At 61.1% G+C, this 20,284-nt stretch carries 16 protein-coding genes; 6 read left to right on the top strand and 10 right to left on the bottom strand.

What is annotated here, in order from left to right:
* Window positions 1–832: 832 nt before the first annotated feature.
* The 9 genes from AB4N73_RS02500 to AB4N73_RS02460 form a co-directional block, all read right to left on the bottom strand.
* Window positions 833–4,426 carry a glycosyltransferase gene (locus AB4N73_RS02500; protein WP_460142887.1) on the bottom strand — a complete coding sequence of 1,198 codons (3,594 nt, stop codon included), beginning with the start codon at window positions 4,424–4,426 and terminating at the stop codon, window positions 833–835.
* A gap of 109 nt (window positions 4,427–4,535) precedes the next feature.
* Entirely contained in the window at window positions 4,536–6,104 is a 1,569-nt protein-coding gene (locus tag AB4N73_RS02495; protein ID WP_150636629.1) for a flagellar hook-associated protein 3, read from the bottom strand.
* 13 nt (window positions 6,105–6,117) lie between these two features.
* A complete protein-coding gene (flgK, locus tag AB4N73_RS02490) occupies window positions 6,118–8,163 on the bottom strand; it encodes a flagellar hook-associated protein FlgK (RefSeq protein ID WP_071171415.1) in 2,046 nt (681 codons plus the stop codon).
* Between the two features lie 25 nt (window positions 8,164–8,188).
* On the bottom strand, window positions 8,189–9,505 hold the full coding sequence (flgJ, locus tag AB4N73_RS02485) for a flagellar assembly peptidoglycan hydrolase FlgJ (protein WP_024012084.1): 1,317 nt from the start codon (window positions 9,503–9,505) through the stop codon (window positions 8,189–8,191).
* 11 nt (window positions 9,506–9,516) lie between these two features.
* Window positions 9,517–10,605 (bottom strand): flagellar basal body P-ring protein FlgI, encoded by a 1,089-nt coding sequence (locus AB4N73_RS02480; RefSeq protein WP_024012083.1) that lies wholly within the window; start codon window positions 10,603–10,605, stop codon window positions 9,517–9,519.
* Window positions 10,606–10,632: 27 nt separating this feature from the next.
* Complete coding sequence (gene flgH / locus AB4N73_RS02475; RefSeq protein WP_016771110.1) at window positions 10,633–11,328, bottom strand: flagellar basal body L-ring protein FlgH; 696 nt, start codon at window positions 11,326–11,328, stop codon at window positions 10,633–10,635.
* Window positions 11,329–11,379: 51 nt separating this feature from the next.
* Window positions 11,380–12,165, bottom strand: coding sequence for a flagellar basal-body rod protein FlgG (gene flgG / locus AB4N73_RS02470; protein ID WP_016771111.1), 786 nt, complete (start codon window positions 12,163–12,165; stop codon window positions 11,380–11,382).
* 45 nt (window positions 12,166–12,210) lie between these two features.
* Window positions 12,211–12,951, bottom strand: coding sequence for a flagellar basal body rod protein FlgF (locus AB4N73_RS02465; RefSeq protein ID WP_016771112.1), 741 nt, complete (start codon window positions 12,949–12,951; stop codon window positions 12,211–12,213).
* Between the two features lie 344 nt (window positions 12,952–13,295).
* Window positions 13,296–14,858 (bottom strand): sigma-54-dependent phenylalanine hydroxylase transcriptional regulator PhhR, encoded by a 1,563-nt coding sequence (locus AB4N73_RS02460; RefSeq protein WP_016771113.1) that lies wholly within the window; start codon window positions 14,856–14,858, stop codon window positions 13,296–13,298.
* Between the two features lie 393 nt (window positions 14,859–15,251).
* On the opposite strand from AB4N73_RS02460, the gene phhA reads away from it, so the two are divergent.
* The 6 genes from phhA (at window position 15,252) to AB4N73_RS02430 (ending at window position 19,657) form a co-directional block, all read left to right on the top strand.
* Window positions 15,252–16,043: a phenylalanine 4-monooxygenase gene (gene phhA / locus AB4N73_RS02455; protein WP_041478990.1), complete on the top strand. Its 792-nt coding sequence runs from the start codon at window positions 15,252–15,254 to the stop codon at window positions 16,041–16,043.
* 115 nt (window positions 16,044–16,158) lie between these two features.
* Window positions 16,159–16,515, top strand: a complete 357-nt coding sequence (locus tag AB4N73_RS02450; protein WP_016771115.1) for a 4a-hydroxytetrahydrobiopterin dehydratase — start codon at window positions 16,159–16,161, stop codon at window positions 16,513–16,515.
* Window positions 16,515–17,708, top strand: coding sequence for an amino acid aminotransferase (locus tag AB4N73_RS02445; RefSeq protein ID WP_315434973.1), 1,194 nt, complete (start codon window positions 16,515–16,517; stop codon window positions 17,706–17,708). The genes AB4N73_RS02450 and AB4N73_RS02445 overlap by 1 nt, the downstream gene beginning before the upstream one ends.
* 264 nt (window positions 17,709–17,972) lie before the next feature.
* Entirely contained in the window at window positions 17,973–18,104 is a 132-nt protein-coding gene (locus AB4N73_RS02440; protein WP_016771117.1) for a hypothetical protein, read from the top strand.
* 70 nt (window positions 18,105–18,174) lie between these two features.
* A complete protein-coding gene (locus AB4N73_RS02435) occupies window positions 18,175–18,357 on the top strand; it encodes a hypothetical protein (protein WP_039761215.1) in 183 nt (60 codons plus the stop codon).
* Window positions 18,358–18,469: 112 nt separating this feature from the next.
* Window positions 18,470–19,657, top strand: coding sequence for an MFS transporter (locus AB4N73_RS02430; protein ID WP_095180869.1), 1,188 nt, complete (start codon window positions 18,470–18,472; stop codon window positions 19,655–19,657).
* On the opposite strand, the gene arfB is transcribed toward AB4N73_RS02430, so the two are convergent.
* Window positions 19,654–20,067, bottom strand: a complete 414-nt coding sequence (arfB, locus tag AB4N73_RS02425; RefSeq protein ID WP_016771119.1) for an alternative ribosome rescue aminoacyl-tRNA hydrolase ArfB — start codon at window positions 20,065–20,067, stop codon at window positions 19,654–19,656. The two genes, AB4N73_RS02430 and arfB, sit on opposite strands and share 4 nt — an antisense overlap.
* Window positions 20,068–20,284: the final 217 nt, after the last annotated feature.

Raw genomic sequence — 20,284 nt, 5'->3', positions numbered from 1 at the left:
GGAAGTGGCAACAGAATGACGGACGGGCTGAGGGCGTGGAGGGGCAAGAGATCAAAAGCCAAAGCAAAAGATCGTCCGATCGCAGCCCGAGCCTTCGCCAATTCCAACAGTTGGATCGCGTGCGTCCAGCAAGAAATGGGTCGGCGGTCAGGCCGCCTTCGCGAGCAGGCTCGCTCCCACAGAACAGCAAGAGCAAGAGCAAGAGCAAAAGATCGCAGCCTTCGGCAGCTCCTACAGTTGGATCGTGGGCATCCAGCAAGAAATGGGTCGGCGGTCAGGCCGCCTTCGCGAGCAGGCTCGCTCCCACAAAAGCAAGTGCAAAAGCAAGTGCAAATGCAAATGCAAAGCAAAGCAAAGCAAAGCAAAGCAAAGCAAAGCAAAGCAAATCAAATCAAAGCAGCGCAGCTGCCCGCGGCAAAGCCGCCCCACTCAACAATGAGCGCAAGCTCGAGTGCTCTTGATCTTGATCCACCGGCGACGTCGGAAGGCTGAGTGGAGGGATTGATCCGGGCGTGGGAGCGTAGCGACCGTCTGGCGCAGCCAGACACAGCGGAAGGAGGTGCAGCGAAGCAAACCGGAGCCGCTGCGCCCGGATCAGTCCCGGAGCGAAGGGACCCGAGCCTGCGAGGGCCGAACGTAGGAGCAAGCCTTTTGGGTTACCTTTTTGGCGTTTGAAAAAGGTGACCCGCCGTAAGGGCGGAACCGTAATCAGCAACACCCGCAGAAACGGATCTACACCCAAAACCCCCAACAGCCTGGTCGGCCCAAAGGCCGCCAAGGCCGCCAAGGCCCCAAAAAAAAGGCAACCCCAAAAAGCCGCCTGTATAAACGATCAATCCGCCAGCCAGCCATTCTCCCAATACCGCAGATTGTCACCACGCAACACATAATCGCGCATGACCACCTCGTGCAGCTCGTCACCCATGCGATAACTGGCGTCAGGGTCGGCCAGATGCATGCGAATCGCCTGCAGCCACTCATCAGTGCTGTTGGTCTTCACCCGCGTGCACGGCAGATAGCCCTGATAGGCTTCGGTATCAGTGCAGATGACCGGGTAACCGCAGGCGCCGTATTCCAGCAAACGCAGATTGCTCTTGCAGTCATTGAAAATGTGAAACTCCAGCGGTGCCAGGGCCAGGTCGAGGTTCAGACTGGCCAGCTTGGCCGGATAGACGTCCAGAGGAATCACACCGTGGAACTCGTGCATGTACGGACGCAGGTCATCCGGGCACATGCCAAAGAATACCCAGTCGACTTCGTTGGCCAGCTCACGCACGACATCGGCAATCACCGCCAGATCGCCATGGTGGCTGGTGCCTCCGCCCCAACCCACGCGAGGTTTTTTCGAGGTGCGGCGCTGACCCCGCAAACCGGTCCAGAGGTTTTGCGCGAGCATGTTGGGGACTACGCGAATGTCGTGGTGCATGTCCGACAGCGCATTGGCCAGTGGTTGAGTCGACACCACCACGCGGTCGCACAGGCTGATCGCCTGGCGCACCATCCGTTCCATTTCCTGCTTGCTGGGCATGTTGCGGATATGCGCATTGCGATGCGGAACATCGATTACATAGTCATCCAGCTCGAAGATGCGCCGGGCATGGCAGAACTTTTTCAGCGGCGGGATTTCATCGATCGCGCCCTGGGAATAGCGCCCTTGCAGGACGATGACATCCGGCGACTGACGCTCGATTTCAATGATCGACGGCAAGCCGTAACGAATACACCCTTCGGCCCGGTTCGCCGCTTCCAGCTCTATCAGCGGCTGACTCATGCGGTAATGGCCAATCGCTGAGGCATTGATCGGCACGGCGAGTACGTTGGGCAATTGCGGCCTGGAAAAAGCAGTCCACCCCGTACGCAGGCCCGGCTCAAGGCTGAAACTCGTCGCGCCGACGCCCTGCAAGGACAGGTTGACATTGAAGGCCGGATCGCGGGCAATGCGCGGCAGCCAGCGCTTGTAGAAGATTTCCTGCTCGTGCAAATGTTGCTCGCCTTGCTCAGCTGTCGACTCGACAGTCGGGCGCACGCCCTGAGCCAGCAAGGCATAAGGCGTCCACACTACCAGGTAGCCTTCCTGGCCGATGCGCAGGCACAGATCCACCACGTTCAGCGCCTGCTTCAAATCCTCTTCATCAAGCCCTGCCACCGCCTCGAAAACCGCCTTGCGCACCATCAGGCAATCACCGCCGACCGCACTCAGATCGTGGGCGGCCTGCAGCCGGAACATATAACCGTCCGACTGCAGCGACTGTCCATAAAATGGCAACCCGACCGCGCCCTGCATCCCCAGAATCATGCCGGCATGCAGCACATAACCATCCGGGTTGAACAACTTGGCGCCGACCACGCCGACTTCCGGGCGCTGCGCATGATTGAGCAGCTCGTCCAGCCAGTCGGCGTGGGTAATCACCGCAAAGGTATTGAGCAGCAGCACATATTCGCCACGAGCCTTGGTCACGGCAAAATTGTGCAGGGCAGCCATGTTGTCCGGCTGCGGGTACGTCAGCACGCGGATTCGGTCACCACCCAATTGCGCGATGCCGTCCAGCCATGCTCTGGCCTCAGCGGTTTCGCTGCCGTTGTCGACCAGCAGCAGTTCGTATTCGGCGTAGGCGCTTTTTTCCAGCACGGTCTCGACACACCGCTGCAAGGCAGCGGTCTGATCCCGGGTCACGATGATGATCGACACAAGCGGACGGCGCGCGTGCCGATAATCGACACGATTGAGCAATTGGCAACTGCCACGGCGGATTTCATGGGCAACGCCAATGCGTTGCAGATGCGCTTCGAGCACACGAGGGTTCTGTTCGATGACGCCTGGCTCGGCCAACCACCGCGACAGATCGAATGGCGACTCCAGCAGAACTTCGGCGACATGCCCGATCACTTGGGTGCCGTCGCTTTCGACCATGCGCCACAGCATGTCGTGAGGAGCCAGTTCGGTGAACGTCGTGTCAAAACCACCCAGCGCCAGAAAGCGTTCGCGCTTGAACGCCAAGGCGCGCCCGACATACGGGTAGCTGCGCATCAGATCAAGGTTGAAATCGGGTTTGAAGGCGGGTTCCACGGACTCACCATCGCGCAGACCGCCTTCATCGCTGTACACGCAACCGAGCGACGGCGAGTGCGCGATCCGGTCAGCCATGACCAGCAAGGCCGGCGCCATCAGCCGGTCACCGGCCTGCAACAGGTAAAACCAGTCGGCGCCCTCCAGTTGGGGCAACAACGCGTTGATCTGACCCAGCCCGTCACCTTCCAGTGGCATGTGGAACACGCGGCCATCCAGCGTCGCCTCGTTACAGGAAGCGGACAGCACCAGAATCAGTTCAGGGGCATAGTCCTGCCGAGCAAGCGCCTCAAGCGTGCGCTCGACTCCATCGCGACTGCCCTGGGCATCAATGACGATCGGCACTATTCGCGGCTGTTGTGGCCAGGCGGCCAGAGTTTCCGGCAGTAACTTGCGCTGCCCTTCAGTGAGACTGCGGCATTGCAGCCAGTGCGCGTAGAGTTCGGCGAAGCTCCAGCTATCGATGCCGACGCACCACTCCTGGCGACTCTGCTTGGTACCCAGCGTACGGCTCAGGGGCAGCTCTTCCCAGACGCGCGGCATTACGTCAGCCTTGGTCAGCGGGACATAGCGCACCCAACCCGGCGCTGGCGCCGACTCGCCGCTGCGCGCCTTGAGCATTTGCAGAATCCACTCGCGCTCGACCTCGACCGCGTCTTTCATCGGCTGCTGAGCACTCAAGCGCTCCGGATACAGCCGCTCGGCACTGAGCACGGTGTTCGACATCGCCAGATTGCCGCGTCGCAGCAGGCATACGTACAAGGCGAAATCCAGGGTGGCGACAAAGCAGTGGCCGTCCTGAGTCAGCGCCGGCAACAAGTCGACGAGGTCCGAACGACGAAACAAGGCGCTGGAGAAACCGCCCAGCACATTGACCGGAAATTTTTCGAAGATGCCCAGCAGGTCGTCACCCTTGAACAGACCGCTGGCCGGTGACAACGAAGTGTTTTCAAGGCGCGCCGGCAGAATGATGTCGTCGGCGTCCCAGAACAGCCGCTGAGCCAGCACCAGGCTGACTTCCTCACGCAACATCTCGTGCGCCTGCTGCTCGATGCAGGCGGCATAGAGATGGTCGTCGTCACACATGAACTTGACGAATTCACCCTGCGCCTGATCAAGGCACGCCTTGAGATTGCCGACCATGCCCAATGTGCGCGGGTTGCGCACATAGCGCACGGCAACACCCGAGCGCTCGGCCACAGCGCTGACAATCCCTTCGATCTCATGACCACGACTGTCGTCGCAGACAATGATCTCAAGAGGCGCGTATGTCTGGCTGACGGCGCTGTTCAATGCCCGCTCGAAAAAGCGCGGATTGAACGCAGGGATGGCAATGCTGACGAGGGGGAGTGAATTCACGGCGGGCTCACAGGCGGTACGAGCCCGCTCGCAAAAACGAGCCCTTGATACCGCAAAAAATCATTAACAGAGGGACAACGTTGGCGGGCGCGCACGCGCCCGCCAATCATCAGATCTTGTTGAACAGCCCCAACTGACTGATCTTGCTGAACGCCAGTTGCGCGGCTTGCAGCATGGTCTGTTGCAGGGTCAGACGGGTCATGACTTCAGCCGGATCGGAATCACGAATCGAACCCTGGGTCGTGCTGTTCGCCGTGGTCAGGCTGTCGTTGGTAATGGTCTGCATGTCCAGCGCCTGGCCGCGCGCACCAATGGTGGTGACTGCGGTGCCGATCTGGTTGGAAGCTGCATCGATGTTGCCGAGGCCTGCCTCCATCGCGCCCTGCAATTTCTGCTTGGCAACCGGGTCACCGTCGACTGGCGTATTCAGCGCGGTGATCATCTGGCCCAGAGTGTCGAGCACGTTCTGGGTCTGATGATTGTTCGGCTGGATCGAGAACTGATCACCAGCGGCCGGCGCGCTGCCCAGGGCGAAAGTCACACCGGCAGCGGTGGCGTTACCGCCGGCGACCGTGCCCGAGGAAACCGGCTTGCTGTCGGCGGTCACTGGCGCGGCATACAGATCGAAATCGGTGGCGCTGGTGAACTTGAGCACCGCGCCGCCCTGCGGGAACGCTGCGGTGTAGGCTGCCTGATCGGTGATGGTCGAACCGGTGATCACGCTGGTCGACGGGTTACCCGGATTACGCGTGGTGGTGAACGAGTCCGGCGAGGCCGACAGCTGAAAACTGTGCCCTGCGATAACGGCGTCCGGATTGGTATCGCCAGCCTTCAGGTTGACGTTCAGCTTGAGGTCGACACCACGGAAGCTGACAGTCTGGTTGGCGCCGGTGCTGTTGCTGATCAGGCCATTCTGGCTGGCCTCGGCAGTCACATCGTTACCCAAGGCATCGGTGATTTTCAGCTGGGTGCTGCTGACGAAATCGATGGTATACGGCTGCCCGGCGGTGAACTTGGCGTCGTAGGTGGCGGCAGTGCCGACGGTGCCGTTGGACAGCACGACACGGCCGTCATCCACAGCTGGCGCAGTCATTTTGGTGTTGGTGCGGCCGGTGTTGATGGTCTGCTGGAACGCGTCCCAACCGGTGGTGTTGGTACCCACGGTCATGCCGTCGCCGATGCCCAGATCGATGGTGGTCTGGTCGCCGTTGTAGCTGAACGTGCCGTCAGAATTCTTCGAATACGGCGCGGTATCGGTTTTCGAACCGGAGAACAGGTAGTTGCCGTTGGCATCCTTGGCGTTCATCAGGCCCAGCACTTGCTGTTGGATCTCACCCAGTTCCGAGGCATATGCCTGGCGGTCCTTGTCGGTGATGGTGCCGTTGTTCGCGGCCAGCGCCAGCTCTTTGGCTCGCGCAAGCGCCGTGGTAATCGAATCCAGAGTGGACTCCTGCACGGTCAAGGCGCTTTTGGTGGTGTTGACGTTGGTCTTGTACTGATCGAGCATCGCCGCCTGCTGGCCCAGCTGCAGCAAGCGCCCGGCACCGATCGGATCATCGGCGGCAGTGTTGATGCGTTGCAGGCTGCTCGCCTCGCTCGCGGTAGCGACAGCCTTGTTGAAGTTACGCTGATAATCCGAAGCTTGCGTTCCGTAATACTGGGCGGTGGAAATGCGCATGAATTACGACTCCTTAAAGGCTGTTGATCAGCGTGGCGAAAGTTTCCTGCGCAGCTTTGATGATCTGCGAAGACGCTGTGTAGTACTGCTGGTACTTGACCAGGTTGCCGGTTTCTTCGTCCAGGTTGACCCCGGACAACGAATCGCGGGCACCCTTGGCGTTCTCCAGAATCGCCGTGGTTGCGGCGCTGTCGGACTTGCCTTGGGCGGTCTTGGTACCGACGTTGGTCACCAGGGTGTTGTAGGCGTCGGTCAGGCTGATGCCCTTGCTCGCCGAACCGGTGTCCACCGTCTGTTTGGTTTGCAATGCGACCAGTGCCTGGGCGTTGCGGTTGTCCGAAGACGCCGCACCGGTCAGGTTCATGGTGAAGGTCTCGCCGGTTTTCGGCGTGCCGCCCACGGTGGTCTGCACGGTGAAGGTCTTCTGTACGTTCGGCGTGACGGTAGTGTCCATCACCGGGTTGCCGCTGGCATCGACGATGCCGACTTTCAGGTTCAGCGTGTTCGACTGGCCAGGCACGATGGTGCCGGTGCCGATGGTCGCGCCCTTGGCGTCGACCAGGTTGTACGACTGGCTGCCACCGCTGGCTGCACCGAATACCAGTTTGACCGGTGTCGAATTCTTCAGCGCCGCCTGCATGTCAGCCTGGGCGGTCGGGTTGTAGATGTCGATCTTGTCGCTGAGCGTCGGCTGGGTGTACGTGCCCAGACCGTTGGCGCTGGCGACGCCGGTCAGCGGACCTGCCGCAGCGATTTTCTTCGGATCGGTCAGGACCGTCTGAATGCTCGCCGCCGCGTTGCGGGTCGGCGTGATCTTGAACGAGTCACCCGCGCTCAGCGCGCCGCCATTCAAGGCCAGGGTGAAACCGTCGATCACTGGCGGCGGATTGGTCGTGGTGCTGAATGCGCCCAGATCGGTGCCGTCGGAACGTTTGACGGTGTAATCGGTAGCGCTGGTGAAGGTCACCTGATAATCGCTGGTGGTCAGCTTGCCGGTGTCCTTGATGGTCACATCGAGGTTGCCCGAACCGGCGCTGTTGCCATCCTTCGCAATGCTGCGCTGACTGATCAGGGCGGCACTGTTGATGTTGTTGAAAATCGCCGCACCGAAGTCACCGTTCTTGTCGATGCCCTGGGCTTGCTGGCTGTTGATCTGATCGGCAATCACCAGGGCCACGCGACCGAGCTCGTTGAGCGATGGGTCGAGGACTTCCTTGCGATAGGTCAGCAGACCGCCGATTTCGCCGCCGCTGATCACCGAAGTGATGTCGATGGTGCTCGAACCGCGATCCATCTGGATCGACATGCGCGACGGGTCGGTCTTGCTCGCGACCATGCTCAGGCTGTTGGTGGTGTTGCCGATGACCAGCGGCTGGCCGCTGCCGACATAGATGTCGAAGCTGGTGCCGCGCTCGACGACCTGGGCACCGGTCAGCTCGGAGAGCTGACGCACGGCTTCGTTACGGCTGTCGAGCAGGTCGTTCGGCGCCCCGCCGCTGGTGGAGATTTCGCCGATCTTCTGATTGAGATTGGCGATCGCCGTGGCGAGCTTGTTCACCTGGGCAGTCATGTCGCCGAGGCTGCCGTTGATCGTGGTGTTCTGATCGTTGAGCTGCTTGGCCAGGGTATTGAAACGGCTGGTCAGCGCCTGCGCGCCGGTCAGCACCGACTGACGCGAAGTGTCATCGGTGGCCGACGTCGATACGCCCTGCATCGAGGTGAAGAATTTCTGCAGTACACCGGTCAGGCCAGTGTTGGTGTCCGACAGCATCGCGTCCAGCGGCGTCGCCTGCTTGAGGAAGGCAGCCGATTCGCTGTCCAGCGACGTCGCGGTGTGCAGCTGCGATTCCAGATACGAGTTGTACACCCGGCGCACGTCGGCCAGGGTCGTGCCCGTGCCGATGAAAACGCTGCCGTACTGCTGCGAGGACTTGGTGCCCTGCACGGTTTGCTGACGTGAATAACCGGCGGTGTCGACGTTGGCAATGTTGTTGCCTGTCGTAGCCAGAGAGGACTGGCTGGCCGACAGTCCCGACATCCCGATATTGAGCAAACTCATGGTTCAGACCTTATTACCTGGTGCCTTATAAAGGCGTGGTGGAGACACCCGCCGCAGCGTAGTTTTCAAAACTGTTCATCTGCTTGGCAATTTGCGAAATCTTCGTCGCGTAGTTCGGGTCGGTGGCGTAACCGGCCTTCTGCAACTCGCGTACAAACTGTTCTGGGTTATCGGCCGACTTCAGCACTTCTTGATAGCGATTGTTGCTCTGCAGCAACGTCACCAGATCGTGGAAGCTGTCCTTGTACGAGGCATAGGAACGGAACTCGGCCGTCTCCTTGACCATCGCGCCATTGCGGAACTCGCTGGTGATCGCGCGGGCCGAATCGCCCTTCCAGTTGCTGCTCGCCTTGATGCCGAACAGGTTGTGGCTGCTGCTGCCATCCTGGGCGCGCATGACCGATTTGCCCCAGCCGGTTTCCAGTGCCGCTTGCGCCACCAGATAACGCGGATCGACGCCGATGCGGTCAGCGGCTTCCTTGGCCATCGGCAACATGGTGTTGACGAATTCGTCGGCGGAACTGAAGGCCTTCTTCGCCGGTGCCAGCGGAATCTGCGCCATGGCGCGGCCGTAGACCTGCATCTGCCCGCCAGCGGCTTTCTGCTCTTCAGCACGGGCCAGCCAGTCACCGTTGTACAACGCGCCGGAGCCTGTGACGGCGGTAGTCGTGGCCCGTTGCGGCAAGGCGTTGGTCGCTGCCGCCGCAGTGCTGGCAGTGGCCGCGCTCGGTGCCGACGGCACCAGACCGGCGAGCAAGCGATCGGCCAGTTTCGGCGGCAGCGCCAGACGCCGCTGGTTGATCAGCGCCATGTCGTTGCGATGGGAAATATCGGTGTTGTTCGGCGCATGCACCGAGCGCGATGCCCACAACGGACGCTCGCCGTTGACGCGGGACAGCGGACCGGTGGCGACGGTGCCGGCGGCAATCGGCGTCGGTACGGCGGCGGCCTTGGCCAGCGCTTCCTGCTGCTTGGCGGCGGACGCGGCTGCAGCCTCGCCCGGCGCCATCGGTTTGTTCTTCGACATCTGCCGGATCAGCACATCGGCCAGACCGATACCACCGCCCTCGCGGGACATGGAAACCGCCAGTTGCTGGTCGTACATTTCCTGATACTGCTTGGCCGCCGGCGTGTTCAGCGGGTTGTCCTGACCAAGCGCTTCGGTGGCCGAGCGCATCGACTTGAGCATTTCGCCGAGGAACAGCGACTCGAATTCCTGCGCAACCTTGCGCATGTTTTCGTCGCTGTTCTTGTCGCCGACCTTGAGCTGGTTCAGACGATTGAGGTCGGAGTAGGAACCCGAATCGCTGCTGCTGACCAGACCGCTTTTGCGCATATCCATGGTGGCTGGCCTCAGATCACGATCAGGTCGGCTTGCAATGCGCCGGCCTGCTTCAGAGCTTCGAGAATCGCCATCAGGTCACCCGGTGCTGCGCCGACCTGGTTCACCGCACGGACGATCTCGTCGAGGGTGGTGCCCGGGCCGAACTTGAACATCGGTTTGGCTTCCTGTTCGGCATTCACCCGCGAGCGCGGCACCACGGCAGTCTGGCCGTTGGACAGCGGGCCAGGCTGGCTGACGATCGGGTCTTCGGTGATGGTCACGGTCAGGCTGCCGTGGGTCACGGCGGCTGGCGACACTTTCACGTTCTGGCCGATGACGATGGTGCCGGTGCGCGAGTTGATGATGACTTTCGCCACCGCCTGCCCCGGATCGATTTCGAGGTTTTCCAGGATCGACAGGTAGTCGACGCGCTGGCTCGGATCCAGTGGCGCAGTGACCCGCACCGATCCGCCGTCGATGGCTTGTGCGACGCCGGGGCCGAGCATGTCGTTGACCTTGTCGACGATGCGCTTGGCGGTGGTGAAGTCGGAGCGGTTGAGGTTCAGCGTCAGGCTGTTGCCCTGGTTGAAACCGCTCGGCACCGCACGCTCCACCGAGGCACCGCCGGGGATGCGACCGGCCGACGGAACGTTGACGGTGATCTTCGAACCATCACGGCCTTCAGCGTCGAAACCGCCAACCACGAGGTTGCCCTGAGCGATCGCATAGACGTTGCCGTCGATACCCTTGAGCGGCGTCAGCAGCAAGGTGCCGCCACGCAGGCTCTTGGAGTTACCGATCGAGGATACGGTGATGTCGACCTGCTGACCCGGTTTGGCAAACGCTGGCAGATCGGCGCTCACCGACACCGCCGCGACGTTCTTCAACTGCACGTTGCCCGATCCCGGCGGCACCTTGATGCCGAACTGCGAGAGCATGTTGTTGAAGGTCTGCAGGGTGAACGGAGTCTGCGTCGTCTGGTCACCGGTGCCGTTAAGCCCGACCACCAGGCCGTAACCGATCAACTGGTTGGAGCGCACGCCGGAAATGCTGGCGATGTCTTTCAGCCGCTCGGCGTGTGCGGTGAACGCCGCAGACATCAACAACGCGGCCACCATAAGGCTTTTCAGATTCAACGTAGCCACCTAGAAAGGGAACAGCGGGCTGAGGAAGAAACGGTCGAACCAGCCTGGCTGACTCGTATCGGCAAACGCGCCGGTACCCGAGTAGGTGATGCGCGCATCGGCGACACGGGTCGACGACACGGTGTTGTCGGTCGCGATGTCATCAGCGCGGACCATACCGGCGATGCGCACCAGTTCGTCACCGGTGTTGAGCGTCAGCCACTTCTCGCCACGCACGGCGATGATGCCGTTGGGCAGCACGTCGGCCACGGTCACGGTGATCGAACCGGTCAGGCTGTTGCTCTGCCCGGACTTGGCGTCGCCCTTGGTCGAACGGTCGGCGCTGTAGCCGGCGTTGAGGCTCAGGTCACCGCCACCAATCGGGTTGTTGGTGGTCAGGCTGGAGCCGAACAACGAGGTCAGACCGATCGAGTTATCGCTGTTCTTGTCCATCTGCGAGTTGGCGTTCTTGCTCGCCTGGGTGCGCTCGTTCAGGGTGATGGTGATGATGTCACCGACCCGGAACGCCTTGCGGTCGCTGTACAGGTTCTGCTCGAAGCCGGCCTGATAGATCGAGCCGTTGTTGGCAGCCGCCGGCAACGGTGTGCGCGGCAACACCGGGGCGTAGTAAGGGTCATTGGGCTTGGGCGTCGGGGCGACGCAGCCCGCGAGCGAGACGACCCCACTCAATGCCAGAACAGATACAAAGCGCTTCATGACCCTACCTCACGGTGTTGCTGGCGACCTCAGGCCGCCCCAAAGACTGGATTACAGATTCTGCGTTACGAACGAGAGCATCTGGTCGGCGGTGGAGATCACCTTGGAGTTCATCTCGTAGGCGCGTTGAGTGGTGATCATGTTGACCATCTCTTCAACGGTGCTGACGTTCGAGGTTTCCAGGGTGTTCTGCAGCGTGGTACCGAAACCGTTCAGGCCCGGGGTGCCGATCTGTGGCGCGCCGGAAGCAGCGGTTTCCAGGAACAGGTTGTTGCCCACTGCTTGCAGACCGGCCGGGTTGATGAAGTCGGCGGTCTGCAGGTTGCCGATCACTTGCGAGGCCGGGTTGCCGGCGATGGTGATCGACACGGTGCCGTCACGGCCGACAGTGAAGGTCTGCGCATCGTTCGGGATGATGATCGCCGGTTCCAGCGCGAAACCGCTGGCGTTGACGATCTGGCCATTGGAGTCGAGGTGGAAAGTACCGTCACGGGTGTAGGACGTGGTGCCGTCCGGCTGCAGGATCTGGAAGAAACCGCGACCGTCGATGGCCATGTCCAGCGGCTGCTCGGTGGTTTGCAGGCTGCCGGCGGTGAAGTTTTTCTGGGTGCCGACAATGCGCACACCGGTACCCACTTGCAGACCCGACGGCAGTTCGCTGTCCTGGGTCGACTGGGCGCCTGGCTGACGCTTGATCTGATAGAGCAAGTCCTGGAACTCGGCACGGTCACGCTTGAAACCCGTGGTCGAAACGTTCGCCAGGTTGTTGGAAATGGTGGTCAGGTTGGTGTCCTGGGCGGACAGACCGGTTTTGGCAACCCATAGAGCCGGAAGCATTCGATTCTCCTCGTGCGCCTGTTTTACGGCGCGACGTTCTGATAATTAGCTGATCTGCAAGACCCGAGCCATGGCCTGGTCGTCGTCTTTGGCGGTGTTCATCATCTTGACGTGCAACTCGAACTGCTTGGCCAAGGCCAGCACCGAAGTCATTTCTTCCACGGCATTGACGTTGCTCGACTCAAGGAAACCCGAGACCAGTTTGACGTTGGCGTCGGCTTGCGCCGGCTGGCCGTCCTTGGTGTAAATCGAACCGTCGAGGCCTTTGTTCATGTTCTTGATGTCCGGATTGACCAGCTTGATCCGGTCGACTTCGGCCATGACGCGGGGGCCTTCGCCCATTGCGCGAATGCTGATGGTGCCGTCTTCACCGACTTCGACCTGCTGCTCGGGCGGCACAGCGATCGGGCCGCCATTACCGATCACCGGCATGCCGTTGCCGGCGCGCAGTACGCCGAGGGCGTCGATGTTGAGGCTGCCGGTACGCACGTAGCTTTCACCACCGCTGGGGTTTTGCACGGCGATGAAACCGTTGCCGGATACCGCGACGTCGAGTTCACGACCGGTCTGCACCAGCGAGCCCGGCGTGAAGTCGGTGGCAGGACGTTCGCTCATGGCAAACGCGCGCGCCGGAAAGCTGTCACCGAATACCGGCATCGAACGCGCCTGCTCGAGGTCGCGCTGGAAGCCGTTGGTGGAAATGTTCGCCAGGTTGTTGGCATGCGCCCGCTGCGCCAGTGCGTTCTGGCTGGCGCCGGTCATTGCCACATAAAGGTACTTGTCCACAGTGTTTCCTCTGCATGCCGGACGTTTGCCGCCCACCGCTGTACTGCTCAGCCATAAGCAATTTGCAGACCAACTTTTTATTGGCGGGCGAAGGCCCGGTAAACAGGGGACTTGGGGGGATCGGAGGGGGAATCTGAAATGGGTCGAAGACGAAAAACCGGCGGTGTCATGCCGGTTAGTGGCAATCCTGAGTTCGGCGGGGGATGGAGATCCTGTGGCGAGGGGATTTATCCCCGTTCGGCTGCGCAGCAGTCGCCAAGCCTGCAAATGAGGTCGCTGGGAAGAAAAAGCGGGGCGGCTTCGCCGCCCATCGGGGATAAATCCCCTCGCCACAAAGGCTCTATTTAGCTTTCGGAGGTTTTGCCAACCTCATACTCACGCAACTTGTTGGCAATCGTCGTGTGCGACACACCGAGTCGCTTGCCCAACTGCCGACTGCTTGGATGCTCGGAATACAGCCGTTCCAGCACCGCTTTCTCGAAGCGCCCGACGATCTCATCCAGACTGCCGTCGAGGGAAAAATCGCCAAGCGGCTGACGCACGCCGTAATCCGGCAGGCGAATATGTTCGGCCTTGACCGTGCCGCCGTCGCACAGGGAAACCGCCTGGAACAGCACGTTCTCCAGTTGCCGCACATTGCCCGGCCAGTGGTAATGGCTGAGGCGATCCATCGCCGCCGGGGCCAGTTTCGGCAGCGGACAGCCGATCTGCCGACTGGCCTGGTCGAGAAAGTGTTCAACCAGCGGCGTCAGACCGTCGAGGCACTCGCGCAGCGGCGGGATGTGCAGCGACAGCACGTTCAAGCGGTGATAGAGATCCTGGCGAAACTCGCCGCGCGCGCACAATTCGGACAAGTCCACCTGCGTCGCGCAGATCACCCGCACGTCCAGATACACCTCTTCATCACTGCCGACGCGACGGAAGCAACCGTCCTGAAGAAAGCGCAGCAATTTGACCTGCAGACGCGGACTCATCTCGCCGACGCCATCGAGAAACAGCGTGCCGCCAGCGGTCAATTCGAGCAGGCCAAGCTTGCCTTCGGCCCGCGCGCCTTCGAAGGCACCGGGGCCGTAGCCGAACAGTTCGGTCTCGGCCATCGACTCCGGCAACCCGGCGCAGTTGAGCGCCATCAACGGTGACTGTCCGCGCGGGCTGGCGAGGTGGCAGGCGCGCGCCAGCAATTCCTTGCCAGTGCCGGTTTCGCCTTCTATTAATAGCGGCGCATCCAGCGGCGCCATGCGCCGCGCTTCGCGGACCACAGCGGCCATGACTTTCGAGCTTTGAAAGATGCTGTCGAACCCGCGCAGCTCTTGCTTGCGCACATTGTAGATTCGCTCGCCGACCCGATCGGCGCGGTGCAGCGTCAGCACGGCGCCGGCCATGGCCTCGCTGTCGTCGTGTTCCGATTGCAGCGGCGCGATGTCAGCGAGAAAGATGTCGCCCTTGACCTTGACCCGCATGCCGTTGATTCGCGATTTGTTGGCGCGCACCAATTCCGGCAAATCGAAATCCTCGGCGTAGCGCGACAGCGGAATCCCCGGCACCTCATCGACGCGCACCCCGAGCAACTGCGCCGCCGCGCGGTTGGCCGCAACGATCGAGCCGCCCATGTCGATCGACAGCACCGGAAATTCCAGCGCGCCGAGCAGTGCGTTCAATTCCATGTGCCGGCGTTCGCTGGGCATCAGCCCGACGCGCTTAACCCCGAACACCCCACCGATTGCCTCGAACTTGGGGCGCAACGCCTGGAACTGGATGTTGATCAGGTTCGGGCAGTGCAGGTAGATCGCATTGCCATGCTCACCACCCACCTCGCCGCGTGCGACGTTGATCCCGTACGCCACCAGCAGATTGAGGATGTCACGCAGGATGCCGATGCGATTCTGGCAGTGGACTTTGATGCGCATAGAAAAAGGTCCGACAGGTTTGAAAGATAAACACATGTCCTTGTGGGAGCGAGCCTGCTCGCGAAGGCGCCAGCTCATCCAGTATCGATGTGTCAGACAGACCGCTTTCGCGAGCAGGCTCGCTCCCACAGGGTTCTGTGGCGCGCCCGGGGCAGATGTTTCTGTCGGGGCACGCAGATAGTTGTCAAGATTATGTGACAGTCCCGACCCTTTTCAAACCCGCCAATCACCGTAAATGCGCATTACCCGACAAAGCGTAACGATAACTTTACGAAACAAGCAGAATTTTCCTACGCACACACCGGTCAACATGCTGCACACCCTGTCACTCTCGGGTATTCCTTTAGCCATCGCTGGACATAACAAAAACGAATTTCCTAGCAGGAGAGCAGCATGAAGCAGACGCAATACGTGGCTCGCGAGCCCGATGCGCAAGGTTTTATCGACTACCCCGCCGAAGAACATGCGGTGTGGAACACGCTGATCACTCGCCAGTTGAAGGTGATTGAAGGTCGTGCGTGCCAGGAATATCTGGACGGTATCGAAAAACTCGGTCTGCCCCACGACCGCATCCCGCAACTGGCCGAGATCAACAAAGTCCTCGGCGAGACCACCGGCTGGCAGGTTGCCCGGGTGCCAGCACTGATTCCCTTCCAGACGTTTTTCGAGTTGCTTGCCAGCAAGCAATTCCCCGTCGCCACCTTCATACGTACCCGCGAAGAACTCGACTATCTGCAAGAGCCGGACATCTTTCACGAGATCTTCGGCCACTGCCCGCTACTGACCAACCCCTACTTCGCTGAATTCACCCACACCTATGGCAAGCTCGGCCTGCAGGCGACCAAGGAAGAGCGCGTGTATCTGGCCCGGTTGTACTGGATGACCATCGAATTCGGCCTGGTCGACACCCCGCACGGCAAGCGCATCTACGGCGGCGGGATTCTGTCTTCGCCGAAAGAAACCGTTTACTGCCTGTCGGACGAGCCCGAACATCAGCTCTTCGATCCGCTGGAAGCCATGCGCACGCCGTATCGCATCGACATCCTGCAACCGCTGTACTTCGTCCTGCCCAATCTCAAGCGCCTGTTCGATGTGGCCCATGAAGACATCATGGCCATGGTCCGTCAGGGCATGCAGCTGGGCTTGCACGCGCCGAAATTTCCGCCGAAACCCAAAGCCGCCTGAACCGCGACTTTTGCTGACAATTGCGTCTGTCCGTCGCCGCCACTTTGCTTTAGCGTGACGGCATTGACGGCACACGCGCTTTAATAAAAAACACACTCGTTTTCAGGAATCCACCATGTCGACTTTGAACCAAGCCCACTGCGAAGCCTGCCGCGCCGATGCGCCACAAGTCAGCGACGAGGAACTGCCGATCCTGATCAAGCAGATCCCTGACTGGAACATCGAAGTACGCGACGGCATCATGCAGTTGGAGAAAGTTTTCCTGTTCAAGAACTTCAAACACGCTCTGGCGTTCACCAACGCCGTGGGCGAGATCTCCGAGGCCGAAGGTCACCACCCGGGCCTGCTGACCGAGTGGGGCAAAGTCACCGTGACCTGGTGGAGCCACTCGATCAAAGGCCTGCACCGCAACGACTTCATCATGGCCGCGCGCACTGACGAAGTAGCGAAGACCGCAGAAGGACGCAAGTAATGCACTTCGACGTCATCGGCCGGGTCCCCGGCGACCCGATTCTCGGTTTGATGGAGGCCTATGCTCAGGATGCCAATCCGCGCAAGTTCGACCTTGGCGTTGGCGTCTACAAGGATGCCCAGGGCCTGACGCCGATCCCGGAAGCGGTGAAAATCGCCGAAGCGCGACTGGTCGAAAGCCAGGACACCAAAACCTACATCGGTGGCCACGGCAACCCGCTGTTCGGCAAGGTCATCAATGAGCTGGTGCTCGGTGCCGACTCACAACTGATCACCGAACAACGCGCCGGCGCCACCCAGACCCCGGGCGGCACCGGCGCCCTGCGTCTGGCTGCCGACTTCATCGCCCAATGCCTGCCGGGCAAAGGCGTGTGGTTGAGCAACCCGACCTGGCCGATCCACGAAACCATTTTCGCCGCCGCCAAGGTCAAGGTCAGTCACTACCCTTATGTGGGCAGTGACAATCGCCTCGACGTCGAAGCGATGCTCGCCGTGCTCAAGGAAGTGCCGAAGGGCGACGTGGTGCTGCTGCATGCGTGCTGCCACAACCCGACCGGCTTCGATCTGAGCCATGACGACTGGAAGCGCGTGCTTGAAGTGGTGCGCAGCCGCGATCTGCTGCCGCTGATCGACTTTGCTTATCAGGGTTTTGGCGATGGCCTGGAGCAGGACGCGTGGTCGACCCGGTTGTTCGCGGCACAGCTGCCGGAGCTGTTGATCACCAGTTCCTGCTCGAAGAACTTCGGCCTGTATCGCGACCGTACCGGGGCACTGATCGTCTGCGCGACCAGCGCCGACAAGCTCATCGACATCCGCAGCCAACTGGCCAACATCGCCCGCAATCTGTGGTCGACGCCGCCGGATCACGGCGCGGCGGTGGTCGCGACCATCCTCGCCGATCCAGAGCTGAAAGCGCGCTGGGCCGATGAAGTGGAAGCGATGCGTCTGCGGATCGCCCAGCTGCGCAGCGGTCTGGTCGAAGCGCTGGAACCCCACGGTTTGCGCGAGCGCTTCGCGCACATCGGTGTGCAACGCGGGATGTTCTCCTACACCGGCCTGTCGCCGGAACAGGTGAAAACCCTGCGCGAGCGGCACAGCGTGTACATGGTCAGTTCCGGCCGCGCGAACGTCGCCGGCATCGACGCCACCCGCCTCGCATCGCTCGCGGACGCCATCGCTGACGCCTGCAAATAGCCCCCTATGCTCGTTCCCACGCTCCGCGTGGGAATGCAGCCCGGGACGCTCCGCGTCCCAACAGCGGACGCAGAGCGTCCATTGAGGCGTTCCCACGCAGAGCGTGGGAACGATCAGCAGACCCAGCGCTTGCCTCCCCTGCGGCCATCTGTCGCATTAATTTGAATTAAAAGTCTGATTGTCATTTTTCCTGCTGTATCCTGCGCAGGCTTTGTAAAGCGCGGAGCACCTGATCTATCAACAGACTTAGCGAGGAGCGCACCCATGCACGAGATTCCCAATCTCCCCTTCCCAAGCCTGCACGTACCTGAGCAGACGACCCCGCAACACGCCGGCGCTGAAAAGCCCGAGCCGCAGGAAGCCGCTGACAGCCGCAAAGCCGACAGCGAAGAGTAAGACCCGCCGTACAGACCGTGTGGAAAGCGCTAACATGCGCTTTCCACACTGCCTGAAACCCGAGCCCGCCATGACCGACGAATTCTCCGAAAGCCAAGCTGCCGTGCTGATCGGCGCCACCGAGAAGATGATCGAGATCTGGAATCGCCTCTCGCCCGAGAAGCAAGCTGCCCTGCTCGAACGTTTCGGCAGCGAAGAAAACGCCCTCGCCGCCCTCGTCACCACGCAACTGGTCGCCCCGGCGAAATCGTGAAAGCGCCGCCCGGCAAATAGTTTTACTTTTCCCCGCCCCTGAACGGTTCACGCCGGTATCATAAGCAGCCTATCTAATCTGCTGCTCCCGTGGATCGTTACCCATGTCGTCTATATCCGAGCCCCAGCGTCCGCTGGCGGTTACGCTGCAAGTAGTCTCCATCGTCCTCTTCACCTTTATCGGTTACCTGAACATCGGCATCCCGCTCGCCGTGTTGCCGGGCTATGTCCACAGTGACCTTGGTTTCGGCGCCGTGATCGCCGGGCTGGTGATCAGCGTGCAATACCTCGCCACCCTGCTCAGCCGCCCGTATGCCGGCAAGATCATCGACAACCAGGGCAGCAAACGCGCAGTGATGATTGGCCTCGCTGGTTGCGGCTTGAGCGGTGTGTTCATGCTGATTTCCGCGTGGACGCCGAACCTGCCGCTGCTCAGTCTGATCAGCCTCTTAATTGGCCGTCTGGTGCTGGGCAGCGCGGAAAGCCTGGTCGGTTCCGGTTCGATTGGCTGGGGCATCGGCCGGGTCGGCGCGGCGAATACGGCGAAAGTGATTTCCTGGAACGGCATCGCCAGTTATGGCGCCCTGGCGATCGGCGCGCCGTTCGGTGTGTGGCTGGTAAGCAGGTTGGGGCTGTGGAGCATGGGCGTGAGCATCATCCTCCTCGCTTTGCTCGGTCTGGCGCTGGCATGGCCGAAGACCGCCGCGCCGATCGTCGCCGGTGAACGCCTGCCGTTCATGCATGTGCTGGGCAAAGTCTTCCCCCACGGCTGCGGGCTCGCGCTGGGTTCGATCGGCTTCGGCACCATCGCCACTTTCATCACCCTGTACTACGCGACCCAGCACTGGGACAACGCGGTGCTGTGCCTGAGCCTGTTCGGCGCCAGCTTCATCGGCGCGCGGCTGCTGTTCGGCAACCTGATCAACCGCCTCGGCGGCTTCCGCGTGGCGATTGCCTGCCTGTCGGTGGAAACGTTGGGTTTGTTGTTGCTGTGGATCGCGCCGGATGCGCATTGGGCACTGGCGGGCGCGGCGCTGAGCGGTTTCGGCTTCTCGCTGGTGTTCCCGGCGCTGGGCGTGGAAGCAGTGAATCTGGTGCCGGCCTCGAGCCGTGGCGCGGCGGTCGGTGCCTATTCACTGTTCATTGATTTGTCGCTGGGGATCACCGGGCCGCTGGCCGGGGCGATCGCAGCAGGATTCGGTTTTGCTTCGATCTTCCTGTTCGCAGCCTTCGCTGCGTTGAGCGGACTTGGCTTGAGTGTCTATCTGTATAGGCACACGGCAAAATACCGCGAGGCTTAAAAATCCACTTTGCCGCGCCCGGCCTTGATACTGCCGCGCTTGGTTTTCGACTCCAGCCGACGCTTCTTCGAGCCGAGGGTCGGCTTGGTCGGGCGGCGTTTCTTTTCCACTTTGGTGGCGCTGAGAATCAGCTCGACCAGCCGCTCCAGCGCATCGGCGCGGTTGGCTTCCTGGGTGCGATATTGCTGCGCCTTGATGATCAGCACGCCGTCGCTGGTGATACGGCTGTCACGCAGCGCCAGCAGGCGTTCCTTGTAGAACTCCGGCAATGACGAGTTGGGAATGTCGAAGCGCAAGTGCATGGCGCTGGAGACCTTGTTGACGTTCTGCCCACCGGCGCCCTGCGCGCGGATGGCGGTCAATTCGATCTCGGCATCCGGCAGATGCACATTGTTGGAAATCACCAGCATGGAAAAGCGTCCGTAATCAGAGCGTGCAGGATAACCCGATTCACTCAACCTCTGTGGGAGCGAGCCTGCTCGCGAAGGCGGTGTGTCAGTCGATGCAGATGTTTCTGATGGACCGCTTTCGCGAGCAGGCTCGCTCCCACAGGGTTCGGTGTGATGTCAGATTTTTCCATTTCAAAACAACAAACCCGGCACTCTGGCCGGGTTTGTCGTTTCTGCC

Source organism: Pseudomonas sp. S3_B08, from assembly GCF_054667725.1.
The sequence above is the reverse complement of the archived record's forward strand: the minus strand, read 5'-3'. Positions and strand labels throughout refer to the sequence as shown.

What these genes read in the sequence shown, in the direction of transcription:
- AB4N73_RS02440 (WP_016771117.1), top strand. Translation starts at nt 17,973, where the DNA reads ATGCACGAGATTCCCAATCTCCCCTTCCCAAGCCTGCACGTACCTGAG.
- phhA (WP_041478990.1), top strand. Translation starts at nt 15,252, where the DNA reads ATGAAGCAGACGCAATACGTGGCTCGCGAGCCCGATGCGCAAGGTTTT.
- AB4N73_RS02495 (WP_150636629.1), bottom strand. Translation starts at nt 6,104, where the DNA reads ATGCGCATTTCCACCGCCCAGTATTACGGAACGCAAGCTTCGGATTAT.
- AB4N73_RS02460 (WP_016771113.1), bottom strand. Translation starts at nt 14,858, where the DNA reads ATGCGCATCAAAGTCCACTGCCAGAATCGCATCGGCATCCTGCGTGAC.
- AB4N73_RS02445 (WP_315434973.1), top strand. Translation starts at nt 16,515, where the DNA reads ATGCACTTCGACGTCATCGGCCGGGTCCCCGGCGACCCGATTCTCGGT.
- flgG (WP_016771111.1), bottom strand. Translation starts at nt 12,165, where the DNA reads ATGCTTCCGGCTCTATGGGTTGCCAAAACCGGTCTGTCCGCCCAGGAC.
- AB4N73_RS02450 (WP_016771115.1), top strand. Translation starts at nt 16,159, where the DNA reads ATGTCGACTTTGAACCAAGCCCACTGCGAAGCCTGCCGCGCCGATGCG.
- flgJ (WP_024012084.1), bottom strand. Translation starts at nt 9,505, where the DNA reads ATGGATATGCGCAAAAGCGGTCTGGTCAGCAGCAGCGATTCGGGTTCC.
- arfB (WP_016771119.1), bottom strand. Translation starts at nt 20,067, where the DNA reads ATGCTGGTGATTTCCAACAATGTGCATCTGCCGGATGCCGAGATCGAA.
- AB4N73_RS02480 (WP_024012083.1), bottom strand. Translation starts at nt 10,605, where the DNA reads ATGGTGGCCGCGTTGTTGATGTCTGCGGCGTTCACCGCACACGCCGAG.
- flgH (WP_016771110.1), bottom strand. Translation starts at nt 11,328, where the DNA reads ATGAAGCGCTTTGTATCTGTTCTGGCATTGAGTGGGGTCGTCTCGCTC.
- flgK (WP_071171415.1), bottom strand. Translation starts at nt 8,163, where the DNA reads ATGAGTTTGCTCAATATCGGGATGTCGGGACTGTCGGCCAGCCAGTCC.
- AB4N73_RS02435 (WP_039761215.1), top strand. Translation starts at nt 18,175, where the DNA reads ATGACCGACGAATTCTCCGAAAGCCAAGCTGCCGTGCTGATCGGCGCC.